Origin of the sequence: Bacillus sp. FSL K6-3458 (genome assembly GCF_038005045.1) — a bacterium.
GTDB lineage: Bacteria > Bacillota > Bacilli > Bacillales > Bacillaceae > Bacillus > Bacillus altitudinis.
The window spans coordinates 918,051-934,062 of sequence record NZ_JBBOSI010000001.1 but is presented as its reverse complement, the minus strand read 5'-3'; the positions used below and the strand labels follow the sequence as shown (position 1 = coordinate 934,062).

General features: G+C 42.8%; 15 protein-coding genes. 1 reads left to right on the top strand and 14 read right to left on the bottom strand.

All coding sequences use genetic code 11. The annotated features are described in order from the left end of the window. Nucleotides 1-5: 5 nt before the first annotated feature. The 13 genes from MHH23_RS04780 to MHH23_RS04720 form a co-directional block, all read right to left on the bottom strand. The gene (locus tag MHH23_RS04780; protein WP_008347692.1) at nt 6-287 is read right to left on the bottom strand and encodes a hypothetical protein; all 282 of its coding nucleotides are present in this window, start codon (nt 285-287) and stop codon (nt 6-8) included. Then, nucleotides 288-653, bottom strand: coding sequence for a hypothetical protein (locus MHH23_RS04775; protein WP_268372707.1), 366 nt, complete (start codon nt 651-653; stop codon nt 288-290). It abuts the gene before it with no gap. Next, entirely contained in the window at nt 650-2,047 is a 1,398-nt protein-coding gene (locus MHH23_RS04770) for a hypothetical protein (protein WP_268430593.1), read from the bottom strand. Before MHH23_RS04770 ends, MHH23_RS04775 begins: the two co-directional genes overlap by 4 nt. Next, nucleotides 2,019-2,786, bottom strand: a complete 768-nt coding sequence (locus tag MHH23_RS04765; protein WP_268430592.1) for an ATP-binding cassette domain-containing protein — start codon at nt 2,784-2,786, stop codon at nt 2,019-2,021. Before MHH23_RS04765 ends, MHH23_RS04770 begins: the two co-directional genes overlap by 29 nt. 59 nt (nt 2,787-2,845) lie before the next feature. Then, a complete protein-coding gene (locus tag MHH23_RS04760) occupies nt 2,846-3,115 on the bottom strand; it encodes a hypothetical protein (RefSeq protein ID WP_039169204.1) in 270 nt (89 codons plus the stop codon). 279 nt (nt 3,116-3,394) lie between these two features. Further along, on the bottom strand, nt 3,395-4,687 hold the full coding sequence (eno, locus tag MHH23_RS04755) for a phosphopyruvate hydratase (RefSeq protein ID WP_003212752.1): 1,293 nt from the start codon (nt 4,685-4,687) through the stop codon (nt 3,395-3,397). Between the two features lie 30 nt (nt 4,688-4,717). Continuing rightward, nucleotides 4,718-6,253, bottom strand: coding sequence for a 2,3-bisphosphoglycerate-independent phosphoglycerate mutase (gene gpmI, locus MHH23_RS04750; RefSeq protein ID WP_017359214.1), 1,536 nt, complete (start codon nt 6,251-6,253; stop codon nt 4,718-4,720). Further along, the gene (tpiA, locus tag MHH23_RS04745; RefSeq protein WP_017359213.1) at nt 6,246-7,007 is read right to left on the bottom strand and encodes a triose-phosphate isomerase; all 762 of its coding nucleotides are present in this window, start codon (nt 7,005-7,007) and stop codon (nt 6,246-6,248) included. Before tpiA ends, gpmI begins: the two co-directional genes overlap by 8 nt. Nucleotides 7,008-7,037: 30 nt before the next feature. Continuing rightward, a complete protein-coding gene (locus tag MHH23_RS04740) occupies nt 7,038-8,222 on the bottom strand; it encodes a phosphoglycerate kinase (RefSeq protein ID WP_017359212.1) in 1,185 nt (394 codons plus the stop codon). A gap of 213 nt (nt 8,223-8,435) precedes the next feature. Continuing rightward, nucleotides 8,436-9,443, bottom strand: coding sequence for a type I glyceraldehyde-3-phosphate dehydrogenase (gene gap / locus MHH23_RS04735; RefSeq protein ID WP_007500174.1), 1,008 nt, complete (start codon nt 9,441-9,443; stop codon nt 8,436-8,438). Between the two features lie 31 nt (nt 9,444-9,474). After that, nucleotides 9,475-10,512 (bottom strand): sugar-binding transcriptional regulator, encoded by a 1,038-nt coding sequence (locus MHH23_RS04730; protein ID WP_047945672.1) that lies wholly within the window; start codon nt 10,510-10,512, stop codon nt 9,475-9,477. A gap of 288 nt (nt 10,513-10,800) precedes the next feature. Next, the gene (locus MHH23_RS04725; RefSeq protein ID WP_047945706.1) at nt 10,801-12,186 is read right to left on the bottom strand and encodes an amino acid permease; all 1,386 of its coding nucleotides are present in this window, start codon (nt 12,184-12,186) and stop codon (nt 10,801-10,803) included. A 137-nt stretch (nt 12,187-12,323) separates the two neighbouring features. Next, entirely contained in the window at nt 12,324-13,517 is a 1,194-nt protein-coding gene (locus MHH23_RS04720) for an ornithine--oxo-acid transaminase (protein ID WP_024719842.1), read from the bottom strand. 209 nt (nt 13,518-13,726) lie between these two features. On the opposite strand from MHH23_RS04720, the gene MHH23_RS04715 reads away from it, so the two are divergent. Next, the gene (locus MHH23_RS04715) at nt 13,727-15,169 is read left to right on the top strand and encodes a sigma-54 interaction domain-containing protein (protein WP_116306234.1); all 1,443 of its coding nucleotides are present in this window, start codon (nt 13,727-13,729) and stop codon (nt 15,167-15,169) included. Between the two features lie 27 nt (nt 15,170-15,196). Here MHH23_RS04715 and MHH23_RS04710 read toward each other — a convergent pair whose 3' ends face one another. Continuing rightward, nucleotides 15,197-15,934 carry a FadR/GntR family transcriptional regulator gene (locus MHH23_RS04710; RefSeq protein ID WP_116306235.1) on the bottom strand — a complete coding sequence of 246 codons (738 nt, stop codon included), beginning with the start codon at nt 15,932-15,934 and terminating at the stop codon, nt 15,197-15,199. Nucleotides 15,935-16,012 lie beyond the last annotated feature (78 nt).

Below are 16,012 nucleotides of genomic sequence, written 5' to 3'. Positions count from 1 at the left end.
TTTTTTTATGTTCTGCTCTTTTTCACTGCATGAATCACATATTGAATCAAGAAGTAGAGAGCGGCACCCGCTAAAAAACAGACCACGCACCCAAAGAGCGTTGCCTCTGAGCTGAATTGATACTGTTCAATTTTCATGATATAAAATGGCATACCAAAGAGAGTTGGACTTGATTCAACATGATGAACCTCTAGCAGCATTAAAAATACTGGCGTCATAAACACAGCAAACACATAAAGCATTGCAAGCGTTAAGCCGCTAGAAAACGAATGAAATACTTTAACCATTTAGTTCTCTCCTTTCATCTCTTTTAAACTGGTGATGATATTTTTCCCGTCTGGGCAAGCTGGATGCAGCATCACTGTATTTAATAAAGAAAAAAGCAGCAATGGATGCGTCAATGGATGCCCCCACATGAAGAAAAGCACACCCGAGCAGATCACTGGAAACACAGGACCTGCAAGTGCCACCATCACATTAAAACCCGGCCGTGAAAATTTCTCATGGATAATCGACACGTGCTTCCAATCGATCATTACCACATAATCAAAGATGGGTTTTTTTTCAATTTTGTTGCACACCATCACCATCAGGATATGACCGAGTTCATGAATGAGCACAACTGCTATTAAGCAAAATAAAAGCGTCATCATCGCACAATCGGCCTCTTTAGCATGGCAGCATATATGAAGATGAAGAATGCGGCTGAACAAGCCATATAGGCAGTTGAGAGCAGCTGGATATTTGCTGAAAGCCACTGGACTAAAAGCATATCCAACATACTGAACACAGCAATCATCATCACGATCACAAACAGTTTATTAAATTCACTAATCTTCACGACAAACCCGACACATGCCGCCATGACAGTGATCAATAAAATGGACAAACTCGCCAAACCGTGCCCTTCACTTTCGACCCCTATCATGAAATAAGCAAGCCCGATATAGACAAAATAAATCAATACATTCATTGTGTAATAAAATAAAATTCTTGATAATAAATAGGCACCCTTTGATGTATTTAACATAAAAATGGCTCGCTGATGGAGATGATATTCCCTGCCAATCATCAGAGGAAGCATAATAAGGATCTCCTTTAAGGCAAACTGCACAATAAAAGCAAACAGCCAGCCAGTCTCTGCCGGAGTAAAGATCAATGGGAGACCTATCGTGAAACAGACAAGAAACAGGAACAAAATACCTTGTTCTTTAAACACAGCTGATCGGCTAAAATAAACAAGCTCCTGCCGCAGATGTGTGAAAAATGAAGAATCCGATCTGATTTTTTGGTAAGAAAACGACTTCACCTCTACCTTTAGCTGCAAAAACATCCGATTGACATAACAAGCCGCCAAGCCCTTCAGCCAAAACCACCCTGCACATAGAAAGATCATCATAAATACAAGATAGATAGACGGCCATACGTGAATCATCTCAACCGTTTTTTGAAAAAGGAGAAACACGAAAGCACCAAGCGTCACAAATCCAATCGTTTGCAGCAGTAAATGCTCTTTTGTTTTTGATATAAAATGGCTCACACCAATACGTATCAGCATCCAAGAAGCAAGCGTGTAGAGCGCCAATCCACAGCAAGTGATCCCTACCACAATGATCCAATACAAAGATAGTGTAACGCCGCTAATGATCAGCCCTAATAGGATGGGTAAAAAAAGCATACCAAGCATGATGAAACAAAACAGCACCGGAAAGAAATACACACAAAGGACAAATGAGACACTTTGCATCGCACTATTCAAAAAGAAGAACTGATACTCTTGACGCTTCATTTTATGACGGGAAAAGACAATACCTGCTCCCAAAAGCAGCAGGGTCATTTTCACAAATTGAAGGTATAAAGCAACTGGTTCGCTCTCCCCTACTTGCATAAAAAAACGCAGGCTCATGACAACGTATATGGAGTAGATCAGCAACATAAAAACGGCTGCGGCGAGAAGCTGCAAAGGATATTTTTTGCCGAGCTGCTTGATTTTCGTTGTGAGCATGCCCCATTCTATTTTATGAAGAACGTGTCGTGTCCAAGTCATTGAGCAACCTCTCCACCTGCATATAGTAATCTTGATTCACTTCTTTATAAATATCCTCAAGTGCTTGATGAGGGAATGTCTTGTTTGTTTCTTGACGTGACATATCCAGCTTGATATCACCGTTTCTTAAGATCATGAGGTGATCATACAATGTCTCACCAAAGCCCAAATGATGGGTAGAAATGAGAATGCCTGCGCCTTGATCTCTCAGCTTCATGAGCACCTTTTTTAAGATGATCATCATATCTGGATCAAGTCCATTTGTAGGCTCGTCGAATACATAATAATCACAAGGCCTGAGGAGCTGTGAAATGATTTGTGTTTTCTTTTGATTGCCATGAGACAACTGGGCAATTGGCTGATCCATATAAGAATTCAGCTCAAAAAGATCGACGAAGGCCTCTTCTCGAGGTCCATTTCGTTTGTCTGGAAGCTGGAGTAAATGAAAATATTCTCTCGGCGTTAAATAATCAAACAAAGCATGATCATCAGGAATATAGGAAACATGTTCTTTCAAAAAGGAGATATGTGCTGAGGATTGAAAATTCAGCTGTTTACCATGCAAAGAGACAAAACCCGTAAATGGTGTCAGGCCAAACATAGACTGAATCATCGTGGTCTTTCCTGCACCATTATGCCCCAAAAGCAGAAGCATACGTCCTTTCTCCACATTTAACTGAATATCGCGGAGAGAAAAGGTGCGGCTATACGTTTTTTCTGTTAAGTGTAATGTCAGCATCATGTCCCTCCATTTATTTCAGATAGAACAGATGACCCCGCATCTGTTCTCACCATCTGTTAAAAGCCGCATTTGATTTTAATATACAGGCCTAAAAATTTGAACTCTCCTAAAAATTTCGAGCCTTTTCCAAATGTTTTGCATGCCCAAATCAAAGCGGCAACTGTCACAATGCCTAAGATAGCGGCAAGGACATAAATCCAAAATGCATTTTTCTGTACGTTCTTAGAAGTTAGAATTCGTTGCTTCCTTTCATCATATGCCGCCAGTAGGTGAAGGACATACATGTACACGCCTACTGGAAAACGAAGGCTAAAAGGATTCAGCATCTCATCACCCCCTAATATATGTAAAATGATACCACCCCCATGCAAATAGCATAAGTTCAATTCAGATCATATTTTTAGTAGAGTTTTCATGATTTATTGCTTATAAATCGTCAAGCTCATCGTTTCTCCTCTGACTGAAGGATGATTTTTTACAAAAATAGGATATGACAAAGGAAGCAGAGCTAATTCGCTTGAGCCAGCTTTGCATCTTTATTTCAACATAAAAAAGCGCTGCGATACGCTCTTTTCAAAAGAGCGCACGCAGCGCGTTGCTTTACATTACTTATTCAAGTTGTAGAATGTAGCAATGCCATGGTATTGAGCTGTTTCAGCCAATTGATCTTCGATGCGAAGTAATTGGTTGTATTTCGCCACACGGTCCGTACGAGACGGAGCACCTGTTTTGATTTGTCCAGCGTTTGTTGCAACTGCAATGTCTGCAATTGTGCTGTCTTCTGTTTCACCAGAACGGTGAGAGATAACAGCTGTATAGCCTGCACGTTTCGCCATTTCGATTGCATCAAATGTTTCAGTTAATGTACCGATTTGGTTTACTTTGATGAGGATTGAGTTACCAACGCCGTTTTTGATTCCTTCAGAAAGCTTCTTCGTATTTGTTACGAACAAGTCGTCTCCTACTAGCTGAACCTTGCTGCCAAGACGCTCAGTTAATAGTTTGTGACCTTCCCAGTCGTTTTCGTCAAGGCCGTCTTCGATTGAGATGATTGGGTATTTCGATACCATATCTTCATACCAGTCAACCATTTCAGCAGATGTTTTCACAACACCTTCGCCTGATAAATGATATTTACCGTCTTCTTTGTTATAGAACTCAGAAGATGCAGCATCCATCGCAAGTTTGACTTCTTCACCTGGTTTGAAACCAGCTTTTTCAATCGCTTCTACGATTGTTTGAAGTGCTTCTTCGTTAGAACCAAGGTTTGGAGCGAATCCACCTTCGTCACCTACAGCTGTGTTTAAGCCTTTTGCACTTAATACAGATTTCAGGCTATGGAAGATTTGTGCGCCCATGCGAAGTGCTTCACGGAAGTTCGGTGCACCTACAGGCATAATCATGAATTCTTGAATGTCTACGTTGTTATCCGCATGCTCTCCGCCGTTGACGATGTTCATCATTGGTACTGGAAGCGTTTTGGAGTTGAATCCACCAAGGTATTGGTAAAGTGGAATTTGTAAGAAATCAGCAGCCGCACGTGCTACAGCGATAGATACGCCAAGGATTGCGTTTGCGCCTAATTTCCCTTTGTTTTCAGTTCCATCAAGCTCGATTAACATTTTGTCAATTGCTACTTGTTCAGTGACATCAAAGCCTAAAAGCTCTGGTGCAATGATTTCATTTACGTTGTTTACAGCTGTCAGAACACCTTTTCCAAGGTAACGGTCTTTGTCTCCGTCACGTAGTTCTACTGCTTCATATTCACCAGTAGAAGCACCACTTGGAACAAGCGCACGGCCAAAGCCGCCAGATTCTGTGTAAACTTCTACTTCAACTGTTGGGTTACCGCGAGAGTCTAATACTTCGCGTGCATATACGTCAACAATGTATGGCATGTTTAATTTCTCTCCTTTTGAATCAATTTGTTATTTTTGAATCAATGATGTTCCTGTCATCTCTTTTGGTTTTTCAAGACCAAGTAAGTCTAAAAGCGTTGGAGATAGATCGGCTAAAATGCCGCCTTCTCTAAGCGTCGCCCCTTTTTTCGTTACGATGACTGGAACAGGGTTTGTCGTATGTGCAGTATGCGGCTTTCCTTCTTCGGTAATGAGCACGTCTGCGTTACCGTGGTCTGCCGTGATGATGGCATGTCCGCCTTTTGCTAGGATTGCGTCGACTACAGCTCCTAAGCACTCATCTACTGCTTCAATGGCTTTGATTGTTGGCTCAAGCATACCTGAATGACCCACCATATCTGGGTTAGCAAAGTTCAGAATGATCGCATCATGCTTGTCCGCATTGATGTCTGCAACAAGTGCATCCTTTACCTCATAAGCGCTCATTTCTGGCTTGAGGTCATAGGTTGCGACATCTGGTGAATTGATTAAGATGCGGTCTTCTCCAGGAAATTCTTCTTCACGCCCACCGCTCATAAAGAACGTCACGTGAGGATATTTCTCTGTTTCAGCAATCCGCAGCTGCTTCAATCCATTTTGAGAAAGTACTTCTCCTACTGTGTTATCCAAATTCACTGGTTTGAAAGCCACATAGCCATCTACCGTTTCACTGAAGTGTGTGAAGCAGACGAAGTGTAAATCCTTCGGATGTGCTTCTCCGCGGTCAAACGAGCGGAAATCTTCATTTGTGAATGTGTTTGAAATTTGAATCGCACGGTCTGGACGGAAGTTATAGAAAATCACAGAGTCGCCGTCGTTTACTTTTGCTACCGGCTCACCATTTTCTCTCGTAATGACAGATGGAATAACGAACTCATCGTAGATTCCATTTTCATAGGAGTCATCAACGACATCATAGATGTTTTGATAACTTGGGCCTTCACCATACGCCATCGCGCGATATGCTTTCTCCACACGATCCCAGCGCTTGTCACGGTCCATTGAGTAATAGCGTCCAGAAAGTGTTGCGACTTCTCCGACACCGATTTCTTTGATTTGTTCTTCAAGCTGTTTTAAGTACACTTTCGCTGTCTTCTGACCAACATCACGTCCGTCTAAGAAGCCGTGAATGTATACTTTTGTTAAGCCTTCTTTTTTCGCTAGTTTCAGCAAGGCAAAAAGATGCTGGATGTGGCTATGCACACCGCCGTCTGACAAGAGACCGAATAGATGAAGGGCCTTGTCATTTTCTTTTGCATAAGTCATTGCATCTAGGAACGTTTCGTTTTTCTCAAATTCCCCATCACGAATGGCCACATTCACTCTTGTTAAGCTTTGGTACACGATGCGTCCTGCACCGATGTTCAAATGCCCAACTTCAGAGTTCCCCATTTGACCTTCTGGGAGACCCACTGCCTCACCTGAAGCCGTTAAGGTTTGATGCGGGAATTCGTTCCAGTAGCGGTCGAAGTTCGGTTTCTTTGCTTGGGCAACAGCGTTACCGACTGTTTCGCCTCTTAAACCGAATCCATCTAAGATGATTAATGCAGCTGGTTTCTTACTCATATTGACCTTCCTCCAATAATTGAACGAAAGACTGAGGTTCTAAGCTTGCGCCGCCTACCAAAGCACCGTCAATATCGGATTCTGCCATATATTCTTTAATATTCGCAGGTTTCACGCTTCCGCCATATTGAATGCGAAGGCTGTCTGCCGCTTCTTGACCAAATTCGCTTGCAACCGTTTGGCGAATGTGCGCACAAACATCGTTTGCATCTTTTGCTGTAGAAGATTTACCTGTACCGATCGCCCAGATTGGCTCATAGGCAATCACAGATTCAGCGACTTGCTGCTTCGTTAAACCAGCTAGTGCTTTCTTCACTTGATCAGCGACAAGTTCGTTTGTTTTGCCTGCTTCACGCTCTTCAAGCGTTTCACCTACACAGATGATTGGAACGATGCCATGCTTGAATGCAGCATGTGCTTTTTTGTTCACTGTTTCATCTGTTTCAGCGAAGAATTCGCGGCGCTCTGAATGACCGATCACTGAGTAGCCGATGCCAAGATCTTTAAGCGCAGCAGGGCTGATTTCACCAGTGAATGCACCGTTTTCTTCAAAGTGCATGTTTTGCGCACCAATTTTAAGGTCTGTTCCGTTAGAAAGGCTGTTCAGCTTTTCAAGGAAAAGGGCTGGTGCACAGACAATAGATTCCACTTTGTCAGGAGATGGAATAGATGACTTGACTTCTTCAACGAAGCTTACAGCTTCACCAAGTGTTTTGTTCATCTTCCAGTTCCCAGCTATAATTGGTTTTCTCATGATTGACACTTCCTTATAGCAGTTTTGGTCTTATTTATCGTTTAATGCAGTCACACCTGGAAGTTCTTTGCCTTCCATAAATTCAAGTGAAGCGCCGCCGCCTGTAGAAATATGGCTCATCTGATCGGCAAGACCAAATTTCTCAACAGCTGCTGCTGAATCTCCACCACCAATGACAGAATATGTATCTTTTGCTTCTGCCAGTGCTTCTGCGATTGCTTTTGTTCCTTTAGCGAATGCATCGATTTCAAATACACCCATTGGTCCGTTCCAGACAACAAGTTTGCTGTTTTTAATGACATCAGCATACTTCTCTCTTGTCTCTGTTCCAATATCAAGTGCTTCTAGATCACTTGGAATTTCAGAGATTGGCACAATGCTTGTATTCGCATCATTTGAAAAGTCGTCGGCTACCAGAACATCTGTTGGAATCAGGAAGTTCACGCCTTTTTCTTTTGCACGGTCCATAAAGGATTTCGCTAAATCTACTTTGTCTTCTTCTAATAGAGATTTCCCTACTTCGTGGCCAAGTGCTTTGACAAATGTATAAGCAAGTCCGCCGCCGATGATCAGGTTGTCCACTTTATCAAGAAGACTTTCAATCACACCGATTTTATCCTTTACTTTTGCGCCACCGATAATCGCTGTAAATGGGCGATCAGGGTTTGAAATGGCTTTTCCTAGAACCTCAAGCTCTTTTTGCATGAGGAAGCCTGAAACAGCCGGAAGATACGCTGCAATACCAGCTGTGGATGCATGTGCACGGTGTGCAGCACCGAACGCATCATTGACATACACATCGGCTAAATCAGCAAACGCTTTTGATAATTCAGGATCGTTCTTTTCTTCACCAGGATAGAAACGAACGTTTTCAAGCACTAGCACATCTCCTTCTTTTAAGTCAGAGATTTGCTTTTTCACGTTGTCGCCGTAAGCTTCATCTGCTTTTTTCACTTCTTGTCCAAGAAGCTCTTGCAGACGTTTTGCTACAGGTGTCAGACGCAGTTCTTCAGTAACTTGACCTTTCGGACGACCCAAATGACTAGCTAGTAGTACCTTTGCGCCTTGTCCTGTTAAATACTCAATCGTTGGTAATGCTGCGCGAATACGAGTATCATCCGTCACTTTTCCGTCCTTCATTGGAACGTTAAAATCTACGCGGCAGAACACAACTTTACCTTTTACGTCAATGTCTTTTACTGATTTCTTATTCATGCTCGTCAGGAGATCCTCCTTTATTCTGGTTTCCTTACGCATTGGACAAGTCTCTCTTTATCCATTTCCCATTTTGCCCTCATCAAAACGAGAAATCGTGCAGAACGGATAAATACAGAGAAAAAGGGAAAGGGATGCTTCCCCTTCCCTTGTCCGTCTTCATTATATCGTGTCTCTAGGAAAGAACCAAGTGAGTTCCTTCAGTGTGAGAAATTAAAGACCTTGTTTTGCAATGTAAGCTGCAAGGTCAACAACGCGGTGAGAATATCCACTCTCGTTATCGTACCAAGAAATGACTTTCACCATGCTGCCTTCCATTACCATTGTAGAAAGAGCATCGATTGTTGAAGAGTTTGCATTACCATTGTAGTCACCAGATACTAATGGCTCTTCGCTGTAGCCAAGGATTCCTTTAAGTTCTCCTTCAGCCGCTTCTTTAAGTGCTGCATTTACGTCTTCAGCTGTCACATCTTGATTTAATTCAGCAACAAGATCAACTAAAGAAACGTTAGGTGTTGGAACACGCATAGCGCCACCGTTTAATTTACCTTTAAGTTCAGGCAATACAAGTGAAACAGCTTTCGCAGCACCTGTAGAAGTTGGGATGATGTTTTCCGCAGCTGCACGAGCACGACGGTAGTCTTTGTGCGGAAGATCAAGAATTTGTTGGTCATTTGTGTATGAGTGAACAGTTGTCATCATACCGCGTTTGATACCAAATTTATCGTTAAGTACTTTTGCAAATGGAGCTAAGCAGTTTGTTGTACAAGATGCATTAGAGATGACATCGTGGCTAGCTGCATCGTATTTGTCTTCGTTTACACCCATAACGATTGTGATATCTTCTTCGTTAGCAGGAGCAGAGATGATGACTTTTTTAGCGCCAGCTTCTAAGTGTTTAGCAGCGTCTGCACGTTTTGTGAAGAATCCAGTAGATTCAACAACGATTTCTACGCCTTGTTTACCCCAGCTTAATTTCGCAGGGTCACGCTCAGCTGATACTTCGATTGTTTTACCGTTCACTACTAAGTTCGTACCGTCTACAGAAACCTCTGCATCTAGTTTTCCGTGAACAGAGTCATATTGTAAAAGGTGTGCAAGCATGTTAGCGTCTGTTAGATCGTTAACCGCTACTACCTCAACTTCAGGATTGTTTAATGCTGCACGAAATACGTTACGTCCAATACGTCCAAATCCGTTAATACCGACTTTTACTGCCATGATGTTTCCTCCTTTTATAGGTCACAATGTTTTATATTGAGGGATCTATTGACTCCCTTAATAACTCTTTTGCGGCTCCTTCGTCTGTGACGAGAACCGTTCGGCGGGGTTTTTTGAAATAAGCTTCAATGGCCCCAGCCTTTGATGATCCACCTGCAACAGCAATGATGTGTGGAATGCTTTCTAAATCATCTAGCTGCATGCCGACGGAGTGCACTTTGTGGACGACCTCGCCATCACGATTAAAGTAATAGCCAAAAGCCTCTGTCACTGCGTCATGCTCATCAATCTTTTTTAAATCTTCAGCGGGTGTGTTTCGTCTCATCGCCATTGTTTTTGCTTCACCGATTCCATGAATGAGCATCGTGGATGATTTAATCGTTTGAAGCACTTCTTTGACAGACGGCTCTTCAATAATGGAAGAGTAAGCACCTTCTGACAGCTGTCCTGGAACAAACAGCAGTTTGTAAGTACCGGAAGCTTTTTCAGCCATGTGGGCACAAATGGTGTTTGCCTGATTTTTTACATTCTCCCCAAGACCGCCTCTCGCAGGGACAAACATCATGTCGCGATTTTTGGCATCAGGGGTCATCATTTCGGCAACAGCTTCCATCGTCGTTCCGCCAGTGACGGCGACGATATTATTTCCAGTAAACCTTTTTTTCATACATTGGACAGCAGCTCTTCCCATTTCTTGCTTCACCCACGGGGATTCATCGCTGTCACCAGAAACAATGATGACTTCTTCCAGGTCTAATTTCCTCTTTAATGTATTTTCCAAAAAGGTTAAACCTAAAACGTCCTTCATCATTCCTTCAAGCATTTCAAGCAAAGCATGACCTTCAGTCGTCAGCATCATACCGCTCGTTTTGACATCCAGCAGATTTTGTTCCTTTAAGAACTGAACTTCAGCTCTTAAGATACGTTCACTGAGACCAAGACTTGTCGCAAGACTTCTGCGACCAATTGGTTCAGCTAATCTGATGTACTGCAAAATGTCGTAGCGCTTTTGCATAACTGTGAGAAGATCTGGTAATAATTTTTTTTGAGCTTCCAATAAACGATTCATGGCTAACGACCCTTTCTTTTCACGTTGGACTAAAAACGTCCCACTGTGACAAAAAACGTCCCGCCACAGCCAAAAAAAATCAATCCCTGCTTTCTTTAATTATTTTAACAGGATAATCTTGCATTTTCAACTCTTACAAACACATTTAGACAAAAAATAGACACATTTTGACCGATAACCTGCTTGTCATCTAGCTTTCCGCTATTTTATTTTTTTCAAACTATTTATTTTCTTCTATATTGAATGCATTTGTCTTTGAAAAGGTGCAGGCGGTCAAAAGCCGCCTGCTTATGTTTTCGGAATCGTTTCTTTCTCTTCATTAAACCGTTTCGCATCTTCCTTCGGTTTAATCTTGAGGTAGTAAATGATGTAGCAGGCGGCCATAAATGGAACTCCGCAATAAAGACCAATCCGCTGATCCTCAATAAAGAATAAACTGATAAGAACAATGCCAAATGCGATAAAGCCTGCTAATGGCACAAATGGATAAAAAGGCGTTCGGAAGACAAGATCCTTTACATCTCCGCCCTCTTTTATGAATTGTCTCCTAAAGAAGTATTGGGATAAACAAATCGACATCCAAACCACGACAAGCACCATACCCGAAATGGATATGAGCCAGACATATACCGTTTTTGGTGCTACAACACTCGTGAGCAGTGATAGAGCGGATACACCCATTGTCACCAATAAGGCATTGATCGGGATTTTACGTTTGGATAATTTTTTCGTAAAAACAGGTCCTTTCCCGTCTTTTGAAAGCGCCCAAAGCATACGTGATGATGCATATAGTCCAGAGTTTGCTACAGATAAGACCGCTGTAATGATGATAAAATTCATGATATCTGCAGCGTATGGTATGCCAACCTTGTCCAACACCACAACAAACGGACTATCCACTGCGCCGGCGGTCTGCCATGGCAGAAGCGCTGCAAGAACCGCAATCGATAAAACAAAAAAGACCATCGTCCGCCAAATAATATTCCGAATAGAGCGTGGGAGTGTTTTTTCTGGATTTTCACTCTCCCCTGCTGCAATCCCTACAAGCTCTGTTCCTTGAAAGGAGAAATTGACTGTGACCATGGTTAATAAAATCGCAAAAACACCATTAGGAAAAAGTCCGCCATGATCCGTCAAATGGCGAAATAGGGGGGCAGGTTCCCCGCCTTTCAAATGAATCATTCCGAAAATTGCGCCAATTCCAATGATAATAAACAATAAGATCGCAGCAACCTTGATGGCTGAAAACCAAAACTCGGTTTCAGCAAAGCTGCGAGCTGAGATGGCATTGATGGCAAATAAGATGACGCTAAAGGCAAGACACCAAAGCCAAACTGGGATATCAGGAAACCACCTTTGGAGCAAAATGCCTGCTGACGTAAACTCCAGCCCAATTGTACATGCCCAGCTAAACCAATAAAGCCAGCCGATCATAAAGCCTGTGGACGGACCAATATATTTGGTTGCATACTCCTGAAAGGAACCAGCTGTCGGCATCGCCACTGCTAATTCACCAAGACAGAGCATGACCAAATACATGAGCAACCCGCCAATGATAAACGAAAGAATGGCTCCCCCTGGGCCTGCTTGATGAATAATGAGTCCTGACCCAAGGAAAAGGCCTGTTCCGATAACCCCGCCTAAGGCAATCATAAAAAGATGTCTGCTTTTCATGGAACGCTCTAGTTCATTATGCTGTTCTGGCTTCAAATCCGCTTCCCCACTTTCACTCTTCTATTCATCAACCTTTGACAAAATTCGCCGTTCATTGAAAGAGAAAGGGAGAATTTGAAGGCTTCTCCCTTGATCATTTATGCTTGAAATAACGCTTGGATATGAGCAATTGCCCAATCCAAGTCTTCTTTTGAAATGGTAAGCGGCGGTGCAAATCGAATCACTGTCTCATGGGTTTCTTTGCATAACAGCCCTGCTTGCTTGAGCTTCTCACAATAAGGTCTAGCTGCCTCAGTCAGTTCCATCCCAATAAATAGTCCACGCCCGCGTACTTCCTTAATCACAGGACTTTGAATGCGTGATAGTTTGTCTTTGAAATATTGCCCAAGCTCCAGTGAGCGCTCGGCAAGCTTCTCGTCGATTAAAACATCTAGTGCAGCAAGTGATACTGCGCACGCAAGAGGATTCCCGCCGAAGGTAGACCCGTGAGACCCTGGATTAAATACACCTAAAATATCACGGTTTGCGACAACACATGAGATCGGGAATACCCCACCGCCAAGTGCTTTACCAAGAATCAGCATATCCGGCTCAATGTCTTCCCAGTCGCATGCAAACATCTTGCCGGTCCGCGCTAATCCCACTTGAATTTCATCTGCGATCAATAACACATGTTCCTTCTCACAGATCGCTTTTGCCTCTTTTATAAAGCCCTCAGGCGGCATGACAATGCCCGCTTCTCCTTGAATCGGTTCAAAGAGAAAAGCCGCTGTTTGCGGAGTGATCGCTTCGCGTAACGCCTCAATATCTCCATAAGGGATGAGCTTTATGCCTGGAAGCATCGGACCGAAACCTCTTTGATATTCTGCTTCCGAAGAAAGTGACACAGCCGTCATTGTACGACCATGAAAATTCCCGGTACATGCAATAATTTCTGCCCGATTCTCTTCGATTCCCTTGACATCATAGCCCCATCGTCTCGCTGCCTTTACAGCCGTTTCCACAGCCTCAGCACCTGTATTCATCGGCAATGCCATCTCTTTATTCGTTAATTTGCAAATCTTCTCATACCATGGGCCAAGCTGATCATTATGGAAAGCCCTTGATGTGAGTGTCACGCGGTCAGCTTGTGTTTTAAGCGCTTCAATAATGCGGGGATGGCGATGTCCTTGGTTCACTGCAGAATATGCACTGAGCATATCCATGTAGCGGTTGCCCTCAGGATCAGTCACCCACACTCCCTCAGCCTCTGAAATCACAATTGGCAACGGATGATAGTTCGCCGCACCGTATTGTTCTGTTTGATGAATCAATGCTTTTGTCTGTGTCATCGTGTATTCCTCCTTCTATAAGCTTGCCTCTTTTGATTGGGTTCATCTTCACTCTTATATTATGCAAGGATCATGCCAACTTAGTGATCGTTCTGTGCCTAGGATTGTGCTCATCTTTAACGCAAAATAATTTTGCGTATGCAAATTTTTTTAGAGGAAACCGCAAAATTTTTCATGTAAAATAGAGGTAATGTCTGGAGGTGGCGCAAGTGAAAAAAGATCAGCATACCGCAAAGATCGAAAATGAGATTGATCTATATAAACAAATGCTCGATTTAATTGATGTTGGGGTTCACGCCATTGATGAAAATGGTAATACCATTGTTTATAACAAAAAAATGATGGAGATCGAATCTTTAAAACGTTCTGATGTCCTTTATAAAAATGTCTTAGACCTCTTTGTGTTTCAGGATGAGATGCACAGTACACTTGTCCAAGCGCTGCGAACCGGGAAACAGACGGTTCATGCAAAGCAGACGTATCACAACTACAATGGAAAAGAAATCACAACGATTAACCATACATACCCGCTCGTTCGAGACGGTTTGATTCAAGGAGCGGTTGAAATTTCGAATGATGTCACGAAACTGGAACGGCTCATTCATCACAATATGAAGAAAAAAGGAAACACACGCTTTACATTTGATTCAATCATTGGGGAGAGTCCTGCCTTTTTAGAAGTGATTGAACATGCGAAACGAGCCACACGTACCTCTTCTTATGTGCTGATTGTTGGTGAGACAGGGACGGGGAAAGAGCTATTTGCACAAAGCATTCATAATGGCAGCAGCCGTTCATCTGGACCATTTATTACGCAGAATTGCGCAGCACTGCCTGATAACCTGATTGAAAGTCTGCTTTTTGGAACACAAAAAGGGGCTTTTACAGGGGCAACAGATCAGCCCGGTCTATTCGAACAAGCGCAAGGAGGTACACTGCTTTTAGATGAGATCAACTCATTACACCCAGCTCTTCAAGCAAAACTATTGCGCGTCTTGCAAGAGAAACGTGTGAGAAGGTTAGGCAGTACAAAGGAAATCGCCATTGATGTGAGAGTGATTGCTAATATGAATGAGGACCCTGTGGATGCGATCGCAGGTGGACGGATGCGAAAGGATTTATTTTACCGGCTTGGCATTGTCACCTTGTTTATCCCGCCACTCTCTGAGCGAAAAGAAGACATCCCCACATTTGTCATGCATTTTATTCAAAAATATAATGAACTGTTTCAAATGAATGTGGAGGCGGCTGATGAAGAGGTACTTGCCCTGTTCCAAACGTATCATTGGCCGGGCAATGTAAGAGAACTGGAGCATGTGATTGAGGCTGGAATGAATATGATGATGGACGAAACATACTTAAGCATGCATCACCTTCCTTACCATTTCCGTTTCAAGCAAGGAGAAGGACGTCCTAGTGAACACATGCAGATGAGCCCGCTTAATCTATCAGCTGCAGCTGATACGTTTGTCTACACGAGCTCAGATCATACAACTGATTTCCAAACCCAAATGGAACGATTTGAAAAACAATACATCGTCCATTACTTAAATAAAATGGACGACAATATTTCACAGACTGCAAAGATATTGGGCATGAGCAGGCAAAGTCTGCAATATCGAATGAAAAAATTGCATATTTCTCTTCAATAATAGAGCTGTGCCGTTTTTCGGCACAGCTTATTGAATATCTGGCTTTCCTTCCTGTTCTTGTAGCACATCACCAAGAAGTTGTTCTACTTTTTCCAAATGTGTAAGCATCGCCCTCTCCGCTTCTTCTGGCTGCTTGTCCATGACAGCCTGATAAATACGTTCATGGTCTTTGTAAAGCTGACGTATGGACGTTTTTCTTGAAAATAACACGATTTTTCTCGTTTCCCGCATCGTTTCAATTAATAAGGATGAGACCTGATTCATTAACGCCGCCAGTAAATGATTCTTTGAGGCTTTAGCAATGGCAAGATGAAATGTAAGGTCTGCCTCTTCACCAATTTCTTTATGCGCTTCTGCACGCTTCATTTGTTCTAGTGCCTCATGCAGTCGATGGAGGTCCTCGTCTGTCCGCAGCAATGCTGCCTTTTTGACAGCACCCGATTCAATGATTGATCTCACTTCAAGAAGCTGCACGATATCCTGCTGCTTCATCAAAAAAGCAGGAGATAAACAAAATGTGAGCTGCTCAGGATCGAACTGCTTCACATATGTGCCTTCTCCTTGCTTCATCTCTATTAATCCGATCGCTTTCAAAGCGGACAGCGCCTCTCTCACAGCGGAACGGCTGACTTGAAAGTTTTCAGAAAGTGCTTGAACCGAGTCTAATTTTTCGCCCGGAAGAAGCTCCCCCGTTCGAATGGATTCGATTAATGCATCCGCAATTTCTTCATATATTTTTTTCGTTTTGATTTGTTTATATTTCAATTGGTCTCACCTCATCACTGTTGTCTACCCTATCGGCTCATGCCCTATCTTATACTTTACCCCAAAATTCAAATCACA